The sequence below is a fragment of the Dorea hominis genome, assembly GCF_014287705.1.
In the GTDB taxonomy this organism is placed as follows: Bacteria; Bacillota; Clostridia; order Lachnospirales; family Lachnospiraceae; genus Dorea_D; species Dorea_D hominis.
In genome coordinates, this window is record NZ_JACOOY010000007.1 from 104,515 (window position 1) to 123,319 (window position 18,805).

17 protein-coding genes and 1 other RNA gene are annotated in these 18,805 nt (G+C 41.3%); 16 read left to right on the forward strand and 2 right to left on the reverse strand.

Going from position 1 to position 18,805, the window contains the following annotated elements:
* Positions 1-17 precede the first annotated feature (17 nt).
* The 9 genes from H8S07_RS07120 (at position 18) to H8S07_RS07160 (ending at position 8,630) form a co-directional block, all read left to right on the forward strand.
* Positions 18-1,340, forward strand: a complete 1,323-nt coding sequence (locus H8S07_RS07120) for a sodium-dependent transporter (protein ID WP_021861232.1) — start codon at positions 18-20, stop codon at positions 1,338-1,340.
* 196 nt (positions 1,341-1,536) lie between these two features.
* Positions 1,537-2,235, forward strand: a complete 699-nt coding sequence (locus H8S07_RS07125; RefSeq protein WP_118287710.1) for an ABC transporter ATP-binding protein — start codon at positions 1,537-1,539, stop codon at positions 2,233-2,235.
* 13 nt (positions 2,236-2,248) lie between these two features.
* The gene (locus tag H8S07_RS07130) at positions 2,249-4,561 is read left to right on the forward strand and encodes an ABC transporter permease (protein ID WP_021861234.1); all 2,313 of its coding nucleotides are present in this window, start codon (positions 2,249-2,251) and stop codon (positions 4,559-4,561) included.
* 69 nt (positions 4,562-4,630) lie between these two features.
* On the forward strand, positions 4,631-5,140 hold the full coding sequence (locus H8S07_RS07135; RefSeq protein WP_117538259.1) for a transcription repressor NadR: 510 nt from the start codon (positions 4,631-4,633) through the stop codon (positions 5,138-5,140).
* Between the two features lie 40 nt (positions 5,141-5,180).
* Positions 5,181-6,041 carry a YitT family protein gene (locus tag H8S07_RS07140; RefSeq protein WP_118287711.1) on the forward strand — a complete coding sequence of 287 codons (861 nt, stop codon included), beginning with the start codon at positions 5,181-5,183 and terminating at the stop codon, positions 6,039-6,041.
* A gap of 106 nt (positions 6,042-6,147) precedes the next feature.
* The gene (locus H8S07_RS07145) at positions 6,148-6,666 is read left to right on the forward strand and encodes a DUF6465 family protein (RefSeq protein ID WP_021861237.1); all 519 of its coding nucleotides are present in this window, start codon (positions 6,148-6,150) and stop codon (positions 6,664-6,666) included.
* A 50-nt stretch (positions 6,667-6,716) separates the two neighbouring features.
* Positions 6,717-7,454, forward strand: coding sequence for an ABC-2 transporter permease (locus H8S07_RS07150; protein ID WP_021861238.1), 738 nt, complete (start codon positions 6,717-6,719; stop codon positions 7,452-7,454).
* 66 nt (positions 7,455-7,520) lie between these two features.
* Positions 7,521-7,715, forward strand: a complete 195-nt coding sequence (locus tag H8S07_RS07155; protein ID WP_021861239.1) for a hypothetical protein — start codon at positions 7,521-7,523, stop codon at positions 7,713-7,715.
* A gap of 87 nt (positions 7,716-7,802) precedes the next feature.
* Positions 7,803-8,630, forward strand: coding sequence for a PHP domain-containing protein (locus tag H8S07_RS07160; RefSeq protein WP_021861240.1), 828 nt, complete (start codon positions 7,803-7,805; stop codon positions 8,628-8,630).
* Between the two features lie 132 nt (positions 8,631-8,762).
* Here H8S07_RS07160 and feoB read toward each other — a convergent pair whose 3' ends face one another.
* On the reverse strand, positions 8,763-10,853 hold the full coding sequence (gene feoB, locus H8S07_RS07165) for a ferrous iron transport protein B (RefSeq protein ID WP_021861241.1): 2,091 nt from the start codon (positions 10,851-10,853) through the stop codon (positions 8,763-8,765).
* Position 10,854: 1 nt separating this feature from the next.
* Entirely contained in the window at positions 10,855-11,079 is a 225-nt protein-coding gene (locus H8S07_RS07170) for a FeoA family protein (protein WP_021861242.1), read from the reverse strand.
* Positions 11,080-11,383: 304 nt separating this feature from the next.
* Here H8S07_RS07170 and H8S07_RS07175 point away from each other — a divergent pair, with 304 nt between their 5' ends.
* From H8S07_RS07175 to ssrS, 7 genes are all read left to right on the forward strand, one after another.
* A complete protein-coding gene (locus H8S07_RS07175) occupies positions 11,384-12,913 on the forward strand; it encodes an isopeptide-forming domain-containing fimbrial protein (RefSeq protein WP_118520184.1) in 1,530 nt (509 codons plus the stop codon).
* A 20-nt stretch (positions 12,914-12,933) separates the two neighbouring features.
* A complete protein-coding gene (gene leuC / locus H8S07_RS07180) occupies positions 12,934-14,208 on the forward strand; it encodes a 3-isopropylmalate dehydratase large subunit (RefSeq protein WP_117538266.1) in 1,275 nt (424 codons plus the stop codon).
* A complete protein-coding gene (locus H8S07_RS07185; protein ID WP_021861245.1) occupies positions 14,208-14,699 on the forward strand; it encodes a 3-isopropylmalate dehydratase small subunit in 492 nt (163 codons plus the stop codon). The genes leuC and H8S07_RS07185 overlap by 1 nt, the downstream gene beginning before the upstream one ends.
* A gap of 31 nt (positions 14,700-14,730) precedes the next feature.
* The gene (gene thrC / locus H8S07_RS07190; protein ID WP_021861246.1) at positions 14,731-16,218 is read left to right on the forward strand and encodes a threonine synthase; all 1,488 of its coding nucleotides are present in this window, start codon (positions 14,731-14,733) and stop codon (positions 16,216-16,218) included.
* A 42-nt stretch (positions 16,219-16,260) separates the two neighbouring features.
* Entirely contained in the window at positions 16,261-16,602 is a 342-nt protein-coding gene (locus tag H8S07_RS07195) for a hypothetical protein (RefSeq protein ID WP_021861247.1), read from the forward strand.
* 217 nt (positions 16,603-16,819) lie between these two features.
* Positions 16,820-18,424: a phosphoenolpyruvate carboxykinase (ATP) gene (gene pckA / locus H8S07_RS07200; RefSeq protein ID WP_021861248.1), complete on the forward strand. Its 1,605-nt coding sequence runs from the start codon at positions 16,820-16,822 to the stop codon at positions 18,422-18,424.
* Positions 18,425-18,471: 47 nt separating this feature from the next.
* Positions 18,472-18,655, forward strand: a non-coding RNA gene (gene ssrS, locus H8S07_RS07205) — 6S RNA.
* Positions 18,656-18,805 lie beyond the last annotated feature (150 nt).

The following is an 18,805-nucleotide window of genomic DNA, read 5'->3' on the forward strand; positions in this document are numbered from 1 at the left end:
GGATTAGGGAATGAGGTATGAATAAGAGAGAGTCGTTTAGCAGTAGGTGGGGATTTATCTGCGCCTGCATTGGCTCTGCCGTAGGAATGGGCAATATCTGGATGTTTCCGACCAGAGTGTCGCTGTACGGTGGAGGATCTTTCCTGATTCCGTATTTTCTATTTGTGATTTTGATCGGTTCTACCGGCGTGATCGGTGAGATGAGTTTTGGAAGGGCTGCAAAGTCCGGACCGATCGATGCATTTGGAATCGCATGTGAGAAAAGAGGAAGAAGGAAGAGCGGAGAAGCACTGGGAATGATCCCGGTGATCGGATCTCTTGCTATGGCAATCGGATATACGGTTGTTATGGGCTGGATTTTGAAATACGCTGTAGGAACATTTACCGGAGCAACGTTAGAGCCGGAAAATGTAGAGGCATTTGGTGCAAAGTTTGGACAGATGGCATCTGCATTTGGAAATAATTTATGGCAGATCATTGCACTGGCTGCATGTATGCTGATTCTGATGCTTGGCGTCGGAAGTGGAATTGAAAAAGCAAACAAAGTTATGATGCCAATATTCTTCGCATTGTTTGTGATACTTGGGATTTATGTAGCATTTCAGCCGGGTGCATCAGCCGGATACCATTACATATTCCGGATCGATCCAAAAGCATTCAGTGATCCGGCAACATGGATCTTTGCATTGGGACAGGCGTTCTTTTCCCTGTCTGTAGCAGGAAACGGAACGTTGATCTATGGATCGTATCTGTCAGATGAAGAAGACATTCCGGCATCTGCGGGAAGAGTAGCATTCTTTGATACGATTGCGGCAATTCTTGCGGCGCTGGTGATCATTCCGGCGATGGCAACAACAGGTGCACAGCTGAATCAAGGCGGACCGGGACTATTATTTATTTTCCTGCCGAATCTGATTAAGACCATGCCGGGCGGACCGGTGATCGCAATTATTTTTTTCGTGGCAGTATTGCTTGCAGGTATGACATCGCTGATCAATCTCTACGAAGCACCGATTGCTACCGTGCAGGAGAAACTGCATTTGTCACGTGTTCCGGCATGCGGTGTGATCGCAGTGGTCGGTGTGATTGTTTCGCTGGTAATCCAGGGAATTGTGTCACAGTGGATGGACGTTTTATCCGTATATATCTGTCCGCTCGGAGCAGGACTTGCAGGCATCATGTTCTTCTGGGTATGCGGTAAGAAATATGTAGAAGCCCAGGTGAACCTTGGAAGAGAGAAGGACTATCGCGCTTCTTTCTATACAATTTGTAAATATGTATATGTACCGGTGTGTTTCATTGTGTTGATTCTTGGAATTGCACTTGGAGGTATCGGATAAGAAGAAAAGGTCTGTGAAAATATATATTTTCACAGACCTTTTCCTATGCCATAGGAAATTACTCCGTAATGTTCCTGTGACATAGAAAGCTTTCTGGAAAAGATTGTGCCGAGACACAATCTTTATACTTGACAAAAAAGTTAGTGTGAACTAACATGAAAATGAGAAACAAAATCAAAATCCAGGGAGGAATGAGATGTTTTTAAAAATAGAGGGAATAAAAAAATCTTTTGGTTACGGGGAGAACCGGGTAGAAGTATTAAAAGGATTGAATCTGGAGATTGAGAGAGGCGAATTCTGTGTGCTTTTAGGACCGTCCGGTTCTGGAAAGTCCACACTTCTTAATATTATCGGAGGAATCGACGGAGCAGATGACGGAAGCATCACAATTGAAGGCGAACGTTTGGAAGATATGTCGGAGAAACGATTATCGCTGTACCGCAGAAAGCACCTTGGATACATTTTCCAGATGTACAATCTGATCCCGAATCTGACTGTGCGGGAAAATATTGAAGTAGGAGCGTACTTAAGCGATCAGCCGCTTCCGGTGGATGATCTTTTAAATATACTAGGACTGACAGAACACCAGAGGAAATTGCCGAATCAGTTGTCCGGCGGACAGCAGCAGCGTACCGCGATCGGTCGTGCCATTGTAAAAAATCCGGATATCCTGCTCTGTGATGAGCCGACCGGAGCTTTGGATTATCATACGTCAAAAGAGATATTGAAACTGATTGAGAAGGTGAATCTGAAATACGGAAATACCATTATCATGGTAACACACAATGATGCGATCAAGGATATGGCAGACCGTGTTGTAAAATTAAAAGATGGTGGTATCCGGAGCAATATATTAAATAAGAATAAGATTCCGGCAGCAGAACTGGAATGGTAAGGAGGACGAACAGATGAAGAGTCCTTTGCGTAAAAGACTCCCGCGGGAATTAAAGGGAGAGTTGGGAAAATACCTGGTTGTATTCCTTCTGATGGTAGCTACGATCGGATTTGTATCCGGCTTCCTTGTAGCAGATGGAAGTATGCTGAAAGCATATAATGAAGGATTCGCTAAATATAATATTGAAAATGGAAATTTCCGTGTCAAAGAAAAGATTTACCAGGCACAGAAAGAAGAAATAGAAAAAAATGACATAAAGCTTTATGAAAATTATTATATCGAGCAGACAATGTCCAACAAAAGCACCATACGTTTCTTCAAAAATCGGAAACAGGTCAACAAAGTTTGTCTTATGAAAGGAAGTCTTCCAAAGAAGGCGGACGAGATGGCAATCGACCGTATGTATGCGGATAACAATAAGCTCGCTGTTGGCGATACAATGAAGAGTAAAGGCAAGATATGGAAGATTACGGGGCTGGTGGCACTTTCTGATTATAGCTGTCTGTTCCAGAATAACAGTGATACGATGTTTGATGCAGTGAAATTCGGTGTTGCGATAGTGACGGATAAAGGATTTCAGACATTGGATAAAAAGGCATGTCAATACAACTATTCATGGACTTACAACAAAGAACCAGAGAATGAGAAATCGGAAAAAGAGGTAGCGGAAGACCTGATGGAAAACATTGGCAAAGAAGTTACGCTGGAGAGCTTCGTTCCAAGATATCAGAATCAGGCGATTAATTTCACCGGAGAGGACATGGGAAGTGACCGTGCGATGATCATCGTACTTCTCTACATGGTTATTGTGATCATGGCATTTGTATTTGGCGTGACGATCAGCAATACGATACGAAATGAAGCAGCTGTCATCGGAACGCTCAGGGCATCCGGCTACACAAGAAAAGAACTGATACATCATTATATGGTTCTTCCGATATGCGTGACGCTGGCTGGCGCATTGATTGGAAATATACTTGGATATACGGTGCTGAAAAATGTATGTGCAGGGATGTATTACGGCAGTTACAGTCTGCCGACTTATGTAACTGTATGGAACGGAGAAGCATTTCTGCTGACAACGGTTGTGCCGGTGTTGATCATGTTGCTGATTAATTATATGGTATTGCATCACAAATTAAAATTATCTCCGTTACAGTTTTTAAGAAGAGATCTGTCTGGTAAAAAGAAGAAAAAGGCGATGTATTTAAGCCCGAAAACAAGCATTTTCCATCGCTTCAGGCTGCGAATTATTTTCCAGAACAAGAGTAATTATCTGGTATTATTTACAGGTATATTATTTGCAAATCTTTTGCTGTTCTTCGGACTGCTGCTTCCGTCAGTACTGAGTCATTATCAGGTGGAGATCCAGAACGGGCTTCTGGCAAAATATCAGTATCTGTTAGAAGCGCCGGTGTCAGCGGCAAGTGGAAATGAACTGGACAGACTGATTTCCATGCTGGAGTTTTCAGCTGGAACAAAGACGGACAATCCGGATGCGGAAGAATTCAGTGCTTACAGTCTGGATACACTCCCGGGAAAATATAAAACAGAAGAAATCATGCTTTATGGTGTGGATCCGGACAGTGACTATGTGAAAGTTGACACGAAAGATGGCGTTTATATTTCAAGCGCCTATGCGGATAAATTCCAGATTAAAAAAGGTGACATGATCAAGTTAAAAGAGAAATACGAAAAAGATACTTATTCTTTTAAAGTAAAAGGAATCTACCAATACAGCGGTGCACTCTGTGTCTTTATGGATCAGCAGAAGCTGAATAAAACATTTGATCTGGGAACCGATTATTACAGTGGTTATTTTTCAAAAACAAAGATTACGGATATTGATGAAAAATATATCGGTTCTGTCATTGATTTGAGTGCACTTACAAAAGTATCCAGACAATTGGATGTGTCGATGGGAAATATGATGGGACTGGTCAACGGATTTGCAGTTGCAATTTTCCTTGTACTCATTTATCTGCTGTCCAAGATCATTATAGAGAAAAATGCACAGTCGATATCTATGGCGAAAATTCTTGGATACACAGATGGAGAGATTGGCAGGTTATATATATTATCAACATCGATCGTTGTAATACTTTGCCTTTTGTTCAGTTTTCCGATAGAAGAAACATTTATGAAAATAATCTTCCGGGAGATGATGCTAGCCAGCATTTCCGGCTGGATCACACTGTGGATAGATCCGAAGATTTATGTAGAAATGTTCGTAATCGGAGCAGTAACTTATGCAGTAGTTGCAGCGCTGGAATACAGAAAGATTCAGAAGGTTCCGATGGATGAAGCATTAAAAAATGTAGAATAAGGTTTGAATCAGAAAATATTTGTAGTATAATAGAACTATCATAGTGCAGTGGGAGGAAAACACGAAAGTATGACCGGTTCTGAAAGAAGAGATAAGATAATTGCCACAATGCAGGAAAACAGGATGCCGGTTCCGGGGAAGGAACTGGCGTCCTTTTACAATGTAAGCCGTCAGGTGATCGTTCAGGATATTGCTCTGATGCGTGCAGCCGGATATGATATCATATCTACGAACAGAGGATATATTCTGAACAGTCCGAAGAGTGTAAAACGTATTTTTAAAGTGCAGCATACAGATGAACAGATGGAAGATGAGCTCTATTCAATTGTGGATCTGGGAGGCTGCGTGGAGACAGTTATTGTGAATCATAAAGTATATGGACGGATGGAGGCGAAGCTTCATATTACGTCTCGGAGACTTGCGTGGGAATTTTTGGAAGATATAAGGAGTGGCAAATCCAGTCCGCTTAAGAATATCACATCAAACTATCATTACCATGAGGTGCATGCAGATAGTGAAGAGACACTGGACATGATAGAAAATATGTTAAGAGAGAAAGGATATTTAGTTGAGGACTAAAGACATCGACAGATGTTGTACCTCAAGGGGAAGAGGGAAAATGAAATTTGAAGCAAAAAAAGATTTGAAGCGAATTGTAGTTGTATGTTTTGCGGCGTTGATGATGGCATTAAACATTAAGACGTTTGTGCGTGCCGGAGGACTGTATCCGGGCGGTGCGACAGGACTTACACTTCTTGTTCAGCGAAGTGCAAAACTGTTTTTCCATATTGCGATTCCATATACACTTGTCAATGTGCTGCTGAATGCAGTGCCGATCTATATCGGATTTCGCTTTATCGGTAAAAAGTTTACATTGTATTCCTGTCTGATGATCGTATTGACCAGTGTGCTGACAGATATGTTGCCGGGATATGCGATCACGTATGATACACTTTTGATCAGTATTTTTGGAGGAATGATCAATGGACTGGCAATCAGCCTGTGTCTTGCGGTCAATGCGACCAGTGGAGGAACTGACTTTATTGCAATTTATCTGTCAGATAAGAAAGGAATCGATTCCTGGAATATGGTTCTTGGACTGAATGTGATCATCCTTGCGGCAGCAGGTGTACTGTTCGGATGGGATAAAGCGCTGTATTCGATTATTTTCCAGTATGCGTCAACGCAGGTGCTTCATGAGCTGTATAAAAAATATCAGCAGAATACAGTGCTTGTTGTAACGAATCACGCAAGAGATGTTTATGAAGCAATTGCAAGAGTGTGCAATCACAGTGCTACGATCATGGAAGGTGAAGGATCTTATGAACACCGTGAACGTAAGGTCGTTTATTCTGTTATATCAAGCGCTGAGATCAAAAAGGTTATGAAAGCAATCAAAGAAGCCGATCCGCATGCTTTTGTCAATGTAATGAAGACAGAGCAGCTATCCGGACGTTTCTACCAGAAACCGACAGATTAAGACAGAGATATGAGAAATGTGTCGAAGGAAAAATTTGCAATTATGACTGGCTATGGTATAATAGTTGCGACCAAAAAATTGGTGTAGCGATGTAAGGAGGAATATCATGGCTAGAAAACGAGTAATAAAGAAAAAAGAAGCAATGAAAGCGGCAATAGAAAAAGCGCAGCTTACAGAGGAAAAAAAAGCGGCAGAAAAAGCGCAGCTTACAGAGGAGAAGAAGACACAGTCTGCAGAAGAAAAAGTAGCAGAGAAAGTCAGCGATACTGCGAAAGAAATAAAGGCAACAGCAAAAACAGCAGCCAGAACAGCTGTAAAAGAGGCGAAAGCAGCTAAAGAGACTGTAAAAAAGACAGCAGCCAAAGAAGTGAAGGGAGCCAAAGAAGCAGTGAAGAAGACTGCTGCAAAGAGACCATCTAAGAAGGATATGAAAGTCCGTACATTTGTGGAATATTATGGCAAGCAGGTCGAGGAAAAAGAAATGATCGCCAGAGTCAAGAAGGCGTGGACGAAAAAGGGAAAGAGAGTCGGGGAGATTAAGACACTGGAACTATATGTCAAACCGGAAGAAGGCGCTGTTTATTATGTAATCAACAGTGAGGAGACCGGCGCAGTAGAATATTAAATTGTGAAAGACAGGGGATTAGAAGATAAGGGACAAAAGGAGAGACGAATATGGATGAAATAAAGACATTATTAGAGAACGTTTTAAGTAAAACATCCGATATGAAACAGGCATTTATCGATCTTGCACCGAACAGCCGGATGAATATGGGAATTATTGGTGCAATGATCATTGTTGGAGTGCTGCTTGCACTGTTTGGACTGAAACTGGTAAAATTATTTACGGCGCTTTGTGGCTTCGGCATTGGTGCAGCAATCGGAGCCGGAGTTGTACAGGTTATGCATCCGTCTCAGATGACAGGGATGATTATTCTGTTTGGCTGTGCTGTCGTTATGGCTGTGCTTGCGTTTTTCCTACATAAACTGGGTATATTTATCACGGTGTTTATAGTATCTATGGCGATTGCGGTGACGGCGAATATGCCACACAGTTTACTGATCGCCGGAATTTATGTCGTGGTATCTCTGATACTTGCAATACTTGCGGTGATTTTCACGGAACCACTGATGATCGTTGTAACAGCATTTGCCGGCGGAATGAGTGTTGGAACAGCAGTTGTAATGCTTGTGGATCTTCCGTTTGCAGGAGTGGCAAGACTGGTGATCGGTGTTGTTGTTGCAATTATCGGCATGATTGTACAGTTTATGATGCAGTCAAGAAAACTTGGCAAAAAAGAGAAGAAATTCTCAGAAAAAATAAAAGAACAGGATTCCGTGGAGTCAGAAGTTGAGAAAGCAAGAATGATACTGGATGATTTTGATGATGATACGGATGAAGATGATGAGTAAGTAGTCCGTTTTATGAGACACCTCTTCTGCTATAGTATTGAATTATAGAAGGAGAGGTGCTTTTTTATGAGAAGAATTATAAGGAGATTTTTACAAAACAGCAAGATGATAACAGGCGTGCTTGTTCAGATGATGGCAGCTTTTTTATTTGGTTTCACAGCAGTTGAGCTGCCGAACTATCTGTATTTTCTGATCTGGTGTACAGGTCTTATTCTCTGCTGTAGTGTGACAGGAACGAAAGAATCAAAAAAAGCGTTTTGAGGGAAATACAGGCAGAAGTCTGGATCAGTTGTATTTTGCATGATATGTGATATAATAAAATCAAGTTCATGCAAAGGAGGCTTGTTTATGAAGCTGGATATGCATTGTCATGTGAAGGAAGGTTCTGTTGACAGCAGAGTGAGTCTGGACGAATATATTACAAAACTGAAAGCACACGGATTTGACGGAATGTTGATCACCGACCATGATACGTATAAAGGATACAGATACTGGAAGAACGAGATGAAAGGCAAGGTGTACGAAGATTTTGTTGTACTCAAAGGCATCGAGTATGATACTTGTGATGCAGGACATATCATCTGCATTATGCCGGAAGGTGTGAAGATGCGTTTGCTTGAGATGCGTGGAATGCCAGTGGCTATGCTGATCGATTTTGTGCATAGGCATGGCGGAATTTTAGGACCGGCACATCCGTGTGGCGAGAAATATATGAGCTTTACGAATACAAAGAGATATTATCGTTCACCGGAGATTATCAAGCGTTTTGATTTTATTGAAGCATTTAACGCCTGCGAACCGGAAGCATCGAATGAAGGTGCAAGGAAGCTGGCGCAGAAGTATAAGAAACCGGGGATCGGAGGAAGTGATTCTCATAAGCTGAATTGTGTTTCCATGGGATATACGATTCTTCCGGAGCGTGTCACCTGTGAGACAGAGTTGATTGCACTGATACGGAAGAAAGTACCGATAGAAGCAGGAGGGAAACTGTACGATAAGACAACGAAAGACAGGATTGGAAAAGCAAGCAAGCTTTTGGCATATTCATTCTGGTTTTATAACAAAGGCGGCGAATTGCTGAAGAGAAGAAAGAGACGGAAAAAAGGTAAGATTGAAAATCCAATGGATCCGATCGATCCAATCGAGATTCAATATTTAAAAGAGCATAATTCTTAGATATTTCTGAGAGAAAGAGAAAGGCACATATACAAGATTAAAGAATCCGTATATGTGCCTTTGCAACTGTAATACTATTAATGGAAAGCCTGTCAGTGCAGTATTTTAAATTTCAATCTTACGCAGACAAGATTAAAATAATAAAGAGCAGACGTGGTAAGCAATGCAGCTGCATGTCCATGCAGTAACTAATTGATAGAGAAGAATAGATATAGTAGATTTCCAACTGTTCAATTCTCTATGAATCGTTGCGATGGTAGCAGTGCATGGTACATAAAGCAAACAAAAAACCATAAGAGCGTATGCGTTTGCAGGACCGAATCCAAGAGTACCCAAAGTGGCAGACATGGTTGTCATGCCATGTGCGGTTGTAATATTCTGTATCCCGAAAAGGACACTGCAACTGGACACAACCACTTCTTTTGCGGCAATTCCGGCAATCAGTGCGACAATGATCTGCCAGTATCCAAGACCGACAGGCCGAAAGAGCGGGACGATTGCTTTCCCAATATAGGATCCGAAACTCAGACTGATATCTGTTACATATCCGGTCGGACCGAAATTTAAAATAATCCACATCAGAACAGATGCCAGGAAAATAACGGTTCCAGCTTTTGTCAGGTAGTCTTTGATCTTTTCCCATACATAAATTGCAATGGTGTGTGCATTTGGTGACTTGTATTCCGGAAGCTCGATCAACAGTGCATGATCGGCTTTTGAACCGTCTATACGAGAAAGGATGTAGGCGGTTGTGATCGCAATCAAAATTCCAAGTATGTACAAAGAGTAGCAGGCGAGCATTGCGTGTTCTCCAAAAAACATGGATGAGAACAGGACGTAAATCGGAAGTCTTGCACTGCAGGACATAAATGGTGTGATCAAAATTGTTTTGAACCGGTCTTTCGGATGCTCTAAAGCCCTGGATGCCATAACAGCGGGAACGGAACAGCCAAATCCCAGAAGTAATGGCAGAAAAGCTTTTCCGGACAGTCCGAGATGGCTCATAATATCATCCATTACAAAAGCAACTCTTGCCATATAGCCACTGTCCTCCAAAAACGCCAGTGCCAGGAAGAGAATAAAAATATTTGGCAAAAAAGTTAAGATCCCGCCTACACCGGAAATGATTCCGTCCGTGATGAGCGATGAAAGCATCGGGTGTACATGTAGTGCCTGTAAAAGGGCAGATGCACCGGATGTCAAGTAGTCTAATGCAATTTCAAAATATCCTTTCAGAAAATCACCGATTGTAAATGTCAGGAAAAATACAATTGCCATAATGCCAAGGAAGATTGGAAGTCCCAGAAACCGATTCGTCAGGTAAGAATCTATCTTATCTGTAGCTGCCTCTTTTTTTGATTTACCAACGAGGACTTCACCGATCACTTCTTCGATAAAATCATATTTCTGATTGATCATATCTTTTTCGTAGCTTCGTTCAATAATATCGGCGCAGTCAATTGGATGACGTTTGCGGATATCAGGATCGTTTTCGAGAAGTTTGATCGCATGCCAGCGTTTGTTTGTCATATCCGGATATTTTTTTGAAAGACGGCTGATCAGGAGATCAATTTTGTCTTCGATTTCATCGTTGTAAACCATTGCATATTCAGAATGGTGATCATGTCGGTGATGAGAAGACTTCCCGGTGTGATGATGAATCAACGGATCCTGAACATCAGGATCATTATGATGTGCTACAGCATGCATTAAGATAGATAGTCCGGTGCGTTTGCGTGCAGAAACCGGAATGACTGGTATGCCGAGCATTTCCGGAAGCCGGTGAAGATCTAATTCCAGCCCGCGTTCTTCAACGATATCCATCATATTGAGCGCCAGTACAACCGGCTTGCCAAGTTCAAGAAGCTGCAATGTTAAATAGAGATTGCGTTCAAGACTGGAAGCATCAATGACGTCTACAATGACATCTACTTCATCACTTAAAATACAGTCTCTGGATACGGTTTCTTCCATCGTATAAGATGAGAGACTGTAAATGCCGGGAAGATCGATCAGACGAAATTCCTGCCCTTTGTAAAAGGTTTTTCCTTCTTTCTTTTCAACAGTTACGCCGGGCCAGTTTGCAACTTTTAAATTCGCGCCTGTGTACGCATTAAAAAGCGTTGTCTTTCCGCAGTTTGGATTCCCGATGAATCCGACATTGATAATTTTGCTGTTGTTATTAGTCTGGTTATTTTTTTCTCTTGTGTCTGCAAGTCCCATGTCAGTTTTGCTCCTTTACTTCAATATGATTGGCAATTCTTTTTCCGAGAGCAAAACGTGTTCCGCGGAATTTCACAGTGAGTGAGCCTTTTTTCTGATTATTCATTATTGTGATAGTACTGCCTTCCGTAAGTCCCAAGGCTTCCAGACGGCGTTCCAGTTTTTCTTCCAGTTGAATGGAAACAACCTGATAGGAAGTATTACTGTTTCCCTGTTTTAATGTCATGTATGTATTCCTCTCTAATGTTAATGATAAATATTATCTATAATAATTCTTTTATAATATCATTTTTTAGAGAATATATCAATCTGAAAAGTATTGACAAATGTGTAAAACGTCTATATGATTAATACACTCGTCTTAAGAAGTTCTGATGATTCTTTATAATCAATATTCGTACGGGGAATCCCCCGACAGGGAAATGATCTTCCCGAATTTCACAAAACGAGAAATCATAAAAGGAAAGGAGGGCAGTTACAGTAACTGGTTTTAGCAATTTAATTTTACAATTGAAGAAGGAGTAGTGCTTATGAAAAAAAGAAATTTCCCATGGAGTCCTTTTGTGCGGTTTCTGGCGGTGCTTTGTCTGGTTTTCTGTTGCGTGCCGGCAGTAAAAAGTGAGGCGAAAGATGTGTCGCTGAGAAGAGGCGAAGAAGTATTTTATGAAGGGTATTCAACGTTTTACTATTATATTGACGGAACCCTTGGATATTGTCTGGAACCAAAACGAAGTTCTCCGCATGACGGAACCTATACGTCAAAACAATTGACGAATGACACGCTTTTAAGTAAAACACTGTATTATGCGTATGGCAATCCGGGGTATCAGAAGTATTTGAAACCTGTATTTGGAGAAAACTGGCAGGAGAAGAAAAAAGCTTACAGTCTGTCGCATTGTATTTTGTCCTATGTATATGACGAATGCAAAGATTCAAGTGATGCATTTCTGGGATTAAGTGACACAATGAAGCAGAAAGTGAAAAGCTGTACGGCGAAGATTAAGACATTTCCGAAAATACCGGATCCGGATATTGCTTTTTCAGAGAAGACATTGACGGCTGTTTATGATAAAAATGAAAAAGTGCAAAAGACAAAAACTATCACCTGCAAGGGCGATGAAGATAATTCAATTGTCCTGAAACTGCCTGCGGATGTAATACTGGTAAATGAAACAAAAGGGACAAAAAAGACAGGAAATGTGACGGTTTACGGCGGCGATCGTTTTTATTTGAAGTGTCCGGTGGGAAAATGGAATGCCCAGACGTGGAAAACAGGCAACATTTATGGGAAAAACAGACAGAATTGGAGAAGTCTGGTGATTAATACCGGAGCAGGCGGACAGCACCTGGGAGTCGGGGAACTGGTAAGTGCGGATAATATTCCAACCAGTCTTGCGGTACAATGGATTGAAAAGCCGGAACTTAAAGTGGAAAAGAGCGCTGACCGGGAAGATAAAAAATATAAAGTTGGTGACAGGATTACATATACGGTTGATGTGACGCAGCAGATTGAGAAGGCGGTTGCCTCAGGTGTTACGATCACAGACCGGATTCTAACGGAAGGAGTGAGACTTCTTCCGGATTCTATTATTCTGTATGACAAAGATCAAAGCGTTGTATCTGACGCGGTTATTTCTGTAAAAGAGAACACATATACAATTGAAACAAAACATTTTCTGGAAAGTATTCATTCCGGTGACAAATACACAGTGACTTATCAGGTGGAAATTCTGGATGAGAAACTGATCGGAAAAGAGATTGAAAATGAAGTAATCGTCCGTGCCGATAATGCGGAAGATGTGGATGATACGGAAATCGTGACTGTGGAAGAATCGGAAAAACCAGAGAAACCAGAAAAACCGGAGAAACCGGAAAAACCGGCAGAAAAGAAGAAACCTGAGATTGTGAAAGTAGAGAAAAAGGCAGAAAAACCGTCAGTGAAGAAGAAAGAGATTGTAAAAACCGGAGACGAACAAGATTTGATACTTCTTACGGTCTTATGTATTCTTTCTTGCACTGTAATATTTACCTGTGGTAGAATAGCTCGTAAGACTAAGTAGAAGAATAGGAGGTTGTCGTGATGGGAATGACAATGACGCAGAAAATATTAGCTGCCCATGCAGGTCTTGATCATGTTGTGGCAGGACAGTTGATAGAAGCAAAGTTAGACGTAGTTATGGCAAATGATATTACCGGGCCAATGGCACTGCCGATTTTCAGACAGATGGCAGAGAAGGTATTTGACAAAGATAAGGTAGTACTTGTACCGGATCATTTTACGCCGAATAAAGATATTAAATCCGCAGAGAATTCAAAATCAATCCGCGAATTTGCAAAAGATCAAGGACTTTCCTGGTATTTTGAACAGGGAAAATCCGGTGTAGAGCATGCGATTCTTCCGGAAGCAGGTGTTGTAGCAGCAGGTGAATGTATTATCGGTGCAGATTCACATACCTGTACATATGGAGCACTGGGTGCATTTTCTACCGGTGTCGGAACAACGGATATTGCAACAGGTATGGCAACCGGAGAACTCTGGTTCAAAGTGCCAAGTGCATTAAAATTTGTCCTGAAAGGACAGCCGGGACCTTATGTGAGCGGTAAAGATATTATTATTCATATCATTGGTAAGATCGGTGTGGACGGAGCACTTTACAAATCTATGGAATTCACAGGTGAAGGAATTGCAGCTCTTTCCATGGATGATCGTTTTACAATGGCGAATATGGCGATTGAAGCAGGCGCAAAGAACGGAATCTTCCCGGTAGATGATCAGACAAAAGCTTATCTTAATGAGCATACGAAGAAAGCATATCAGGTCTATGAAGCGGATGAGGATGCAGAGTATGACGAAGTGATTGAGATCAATCTTTCCGAAGTACGTCCGACCGTTGCATTCCCACACCTTCCGGGTAATGCTAAGACAATCGATGAGATTGAAGCAATGGAACCGATCAAGATCGATCAGGTTGTAATCGGATCCTGTACAAATGGACGTATGGAAGACATGCGTAAGGCAGCAGCTATTTTAAAAGGACATAAAGTACATGAAGATGTGCGTGTAATGGTAATTCCGGCAACACAGAAAATCTACAAACAGTGTATCAAAGAAGGACTTCTTGATATTTTCGTAGATGCGGGCTGTGCCGTGAACACACCAAGCTGTGGACCGTGTATGGGCGGACATATGGGCGTTATGGCAGCAGGAGAGAAGTGTGTATCTACAACAAACCGTAATTTTGTAGGAAGAATGGGACATGTAGATTCCTTGATTTATCTTGCATCGCCGGAAGTAGCAGCAGCAAGTGCGATCGCAGGATGTATTGCAAATCCGGAGAAAGTGGGTGACAGATAATGAAGGCATTAGGACATGTATTTAAATATGGAGACAACGTAGACACAGATGTAATCATTCCGGCAAGATACCTGAATTCATTTGACGCGCAGGAGCTGGCAAGTCATGCAATGGCAGACATTGATCCGGACTTTGTGAATAAAGTAAAACCGGGAGATCTGATCGTGGCAAATAAGAACTTCGGATGTGGCTCATCCAGAGAGCATGCACCGCTCTGTCTTAAGACTGCAGGAGTAAGCTGTGTGATTGCAGAGACATTTGCAAGAATTTTTTACCGTAATTCTATTAATATCGGACTGCCGATCATCGAATGTCCGGAAGCTGCAAGAGGAATCGAAGCAGGCGATGAAGTGGAAGTAGATTTCGACAGTGGTAAGATTTACAACCGTACAAAAGGAACAGAATTCCAGGGACAGCCATTCCCGGAATTCATGCAGAAACTGATTGCGGCAGGCGGTCTTGTAAAATATACAAACAGCAAGAATAAATAATAGCAAGAAAGACCAAAGGAAAGGTGGAATTATGAGTCTACATTACAAAAGTACCCGGAATTCCGAGTTAAAGGTAACTGCATCTGAAGCAATTTTAAAAGGGCTTGCTCCGGATGGCGGTTTATTTGTACCTGAAGAGATTCCAAAACTGGATGTTTCTATGGAGCAGTTAAAAAGTATGAGCTATCAGGAGATTGCTTATGAAGTAATGAAGCTGTTTCTGGCCGATTTTACAGAGGGAGAACTGAAAGGGTGCATTGAGAAAGCATATGACAGCAAGTTTGATACGGAAGAGATTGCATCTTTGGTAAAGGTATCGGATACTTACTATCTGGAGTTATTCCACGGTGCAACCATCGCATTTAAAGATATGGCACTTTCCATTCTGCCACATCTCCTTACGACTTCTGCGAAGAAGAATCACGTAGAGAATAAGATTGTGATCCTGACAGCGACATCCGGAGATACCGGAAAAGCTGCAATGGCAGGATTTGCAGATGTGGAAGGAACACAGATCATCGTGTTCTATCCGAAGAACGGTGTCAGTAAAGTACAGGAACTTCAGATGGTAACGCAGAAGGGAAGCAATGTAGATGTTGTTGCGATCCACGGCAATTTTGACAATGCGCAGAGCGGTGTCAAAGCAATGTTTGAAAACAAAGAACTTGCAGAAGAACTTGCCGGCAAGGGATATCAGTTTTCATCAGCCAACTCTATTAATATCGGACGCCTGGTTCCGCAGGTTGTTTATTATGTATATGCATATGCAAAACTTCTGGAAAATGAAGAACTTGCGAACGGAGAAGAATTACAAGTTGTCGTTCCGACAGGTAATTTTGGAAATATTCTTGCAGCTTACTATGCAAAACAGATGGGTGTGCCGATTGGTAAACTGATCTGTGCATCGAATGAAAATAAAGTATTGTTTGATTTCTTCCAGACAGGAACTTATGATAAGAACCGTGAATTTGTGCTGACAACATCGCCATCTATGGATATCCTGATTTCCAGCAATCTGGAGCGTCTGATCTATGTAATTGCAGGCGAGGACAGCGATAAGACAAAAGAACTGATGGAAGCTTTGAAAAAAGATGGAACGTATACGGTTTCGGAAGATATGAAAGCAAAACTGTCTGATTTTGCTGCAGGATATGCCACAGAGGACGAGACGGCAGAGCAGATCCATGATGTCTATGATAAGACCGGTTATGTGATGGATACACATACAGCAGTTGCATCTTATGTATGCAGCCGGTATGAACAGTCAGAAAAGACAGGCAAGAAATATCTGATCGCGTCCACAGCAAGCCCATACAAATTCGTGAAGAGCGTTATGACAGCAATTGATGCAAAATATGCAGAAGAAGATGAATTTGCACTGCTTCCGAAATTGCAGGAGCTTTCACAGGTCGGTATGCCGCAGGCAATCAAAGACATTCTGGATGCAAATGTCCTGCATAATATCGAATGTGATGTAGATCAGATGGAAGAGACTGTAAAACAGATCCTGAACCGTTAGTCAAAAGAAGAGAAATACAGAAGATACGGAGGATAACGAAGAATGGAAGGTGTATTTGGAGTAATAGGTCTGGGACTCGGATTGTATTGCCTGTATGGATGTTACATGCTGAGATTCAAACATGAGATCAACCGGACGATCTTACTTCCGAAAAACGTGAATATTAAAAAGTGCAAAGATCTGGATGGATACTGTAAGGAGGCATTGCCGCCACTTTTAATACTTGGTATTGCAGCAACTTTATATGGTGCTTCCGATCTGTATAACACTTATATCGGAGAAGCGAAGACGGTATTTTATGTTTTCATGACCATTACGATCGTTGCGCTTGTGATTTACGCTGTAATGATTAAAAAAATCAATAATAAATATTTTAAAGCATAAGGAAATGCAAGATTGCGTATGCAATCTTGCATTTTTTAAATACCATAGACAAGGATTTAACGAAAAAAGGAAGATAAATGCATAAAAAATGTCTAAAACTTTCGAAAAAAGATTGTTAAAGTCTTGACTTTTTTTGGAATAAATGAGATAATAGGAGCAAATGTTGTCGTGCACAGACAGGACAATGTAAATAATGAAGAAAAGAGGTTAATGTAAAATGGCAAAAATCGATTTAAGCAAGTATGGAATTACAGGAACTACAGAGATTGTTTATAATCCTTCTTATGAGATGTTATTTGAAGAAGAAACAAAACCTGAACTTGAAGGTTATGAAAAAGGACAGGAGAGCGAACTCGGAGCAGTGAATGTAATGACAGGTATCTATACCGGTCGTTCGCCAAAAGATAAATATATCGTAATGGATGAAAATTCCAAAGATACGGTATGGTGGACCTCTGATGAGTATAAAAATGATAACCACCCGGCATCAGAAGAGACATGGAAAGCTGTAAAAGAGATTGCACAGAAAGAACTTTCCGACAAGAAACTTTATGTTGTAGATGCATTCTGCGGTGCAAACAAAGATACACGTATGGCAATCCGCTTTATCGTAGAAGTTGCATGGCAGGCACACTTTGTAACAAATATGTTTATCAAACCAACAGAAGAAGAACTGAAGGATTTTGAGCCGGACTTCGTTGTTTACAATGCGTCAAAAGCAAAAGTTGAGAACTACAAAGAATTAGGACTGAATTCTGAGACAGCAGTAGTATTCAACATCACAAGCCGTGAGCAGGTAATCATCAATACATGGTATGGTGGAGAGATGAAGAAAGGTATGTTCTCTATGATGAACTACTATCTGCCATTAAAAGGTATTGCATCTATGCACTGCTCAGCAAATACAGATATGAACGGAGAGAATACAGCAATCTTCTTCGGACTTTCCGGAACAGGTAAGACAACGCTTTCTACTGATCCGAAGAGACTTCTGATCGGTGATGACGAGCACGGATGGGATGATAATGGAGTATTTAACTTTGAAGGTGGATGTTACGCAAAAGTTATCAACCTGGATAAAGAGTCTGAGCCGGATATTTATAATGCAATCAAACGTAACGCACTTCTTGAAAATGTTACACTGGACAAAGATGGTAAGATTGATTTCGCAGATAAGAGCGTGACAGAGAATACGCGTGTATCTTATCCAATCGATCACATTGAGAAGATCGTACGTCCGATATCAGCAGCACCGGCAGCTAAGAATGTAATCTTCCTGTCAGCAGATGCATTTGGAGTACTTCCTCCGGTATCTGTATTAACTCCGGAGCAGACAGAATATTACTTCCTGTCAGGATTTACAGCAAAACTTGCAGGAACAGAGCGTGGAATCACAGAGCCTACACCGACATTCTCAGCTTGTTTCGGACAGGCATTCCTGGAGTTACATCCGACAAAATATGCTCACGAATTAGTTAAAAAGATGAAAGCTAACGGAGCAAAAGCATATCTTGTTAATACAGGATGGAATGGAACAGGAAAACGTATCTCTATCAAAGATACTCGTGGAATCATTGATGCAATCTTAAGCGGAGATATTAAGAATGCACCGACAAAGACAATTCCATACTTCAACTTCGAAGTTCCGACAGAGCTCCCGGGCGTTGATACAGGAATCCTTGATCCAAGAGATACTTATGTCGATGCAACAGAGTGGGAGACAAAGGCAAAAGACCTCGCAGGAAGATTTGTTAAGAACTTTGCTAAATATGAAGGTAACGAAGATGGTAAGGCACTTGTATCTGCCGGACCACAGTTATAAGAAAACAGTTGTAAAATAGAGATTATTGGAGTATAATAATCTCAGTTGGAAACCTGAAATGTTCGATAACTTCTGTTATTTTGAACCTACAATACTTTAAACGGGACTCTTATTATCTCTGTAATATGTCAAGCCCTCATTTATGCAGGGGAAGGCAGAAAAGCAGATGCGGACACCCACCTAGCGGATGGCTAGGAGTCAAAATACAGAAACCGGCATTTTGGGGAATACAGAAGATAAGGCAGATGCCGCAGAACGATTAGCGATAATCCGATGCGGCATCTTCTTTTTATCCATATGTGAACAAAAAAGAGCTGTTAATGCAGCGAAAAGTACAAGAAACGTGTGGCTTTACGAATGTTACGAATGTATATGGAGGGA

What these genes read in the sequence shown, in the direction of transcription:
- H8S07_RS07130 (WP_021861234.1), top strand. Translation starts at nt 2,249, where the DNA reads ATGAAGAGTCCTTTGCGTAAAAGACTCCCGCGGGAATTAAAGGGAGAG.
- H8S07_RS07140 (WP_118287711.1), top strand. Translation starts at nt 5,181, where the DNA reads ATGAAATTTGAAGCAAAAAAAGATTTGAAGCGAATTGTAGTTGTATGT.
- H8S07_RS07185 (WP_021861245.1), top strand. Translation starts at nt 14,208, where the DNA reads ATGAAGGCATTAGGACATGTATTTAAATATGGAGACAACGTAGACACA.
- H8S07_RS07135 (WP_117538259.1), top strand. Translation starts at nt 4,631, where the DNA reads ATGACCGGTTCTGAAAGAAGAGATAAGATAATTGCCACAATGCAGGAA.
- H8S07_RS07120 (WP_021861232.1), top strand. Translation starts at nt 18, where the DNA reads ATGAATAAGAGAGAGTCGTTTAGCAGTAGGTGGGGATTTATCTGCGCC.
- H8S07_RS07195 (WP_021861247.1), top strand. Translation starts at nt 16,261, where the DNA reads ATGGAAGGTGTATTTGGAGTAATAGGTCTGGGACTCGGATTGTATTGC.
- H8S07_RS07150 (WP_021861238.1), top strand. Translation starts at nt 6,717, where the DNA reads ATGGATGAAATAAAGACATTATTAGAGAACGTTTTAAGTAAAACATCC.
- pckA (WP_021861248.1), top strand. Translation starts at nt 16,820, where the DNA reads ATGGCAAAAATCGATTTAAGCAAGTATGGAATTACAGGAACTACAGAG.
- thrC (WP_021861246.1), top strand. Translation starts at nt 14,731, where the DNA reads ATGAGTCTACATTACAAAAGTACCCGGAATTCCGAGTTAAAGGTAACT.
- H8S07_RS07175 (WP_118520184.1), top strand. Translation starts at nt 11,384, where the DNA reads ATGAAAAAAAGAAATTTCCCATGGAGTCCTTTTGTGCGGTTTCTGGCG.
- feoB (WP_021861241.1), bottom strand. Translation starts at nt 10,853, where the DNA reads ATGGGACTTGCAGACACAAGAGAAAAAAATAACCAGACTAATAACAAC.
- H8S07_RS07125 (WP_118287710.1), top strand. Translation starts at nt 1,537, where the DNA reads ATGTTTTTAAAAATAGAGGGAATAAAAAAATCTTTTGGTTACGGGGAG.
- H8S07_RS07170 (WP_021861242.1), bottom strand. Translation starts at nt 11,079, where the DNA reads ATGACATTAAAACAGGGAAACAGTAATACTTCCTATCAGGTTGTTTCC.
- H8S07_RS07155 (WP_021861239.1), top strand. Translation starts at nt 7,521, where the DNA reads ATGAGAAGAATTATAAGGAGATTTTTACAAAACAGCAAGATGATAACA.
- leuC (WP_117538266.1), top strand. Translation starts at nt 12,934, where the DNA reads ATGGGAATGACAATGACGCAGAAAATATTAGCTGCCCATGCAGGTCTT.
- H8S07_RS07145 (WP_021861237.1), top strand. Translation starts at nt 6,148, where the DNA reads ATGGCTAGAAAACGAGTAATAAAGAAAAAAGAAGCAATGAAAGCGGCA.
- H8S07_RS07160 (WP_021861240.1), top strand. Translation starts at nt 7,803, where the DNA reads ATGAAGCTGGATATGCATTGTCATGTGAAGGAAGGTTCTGTTGACAGC.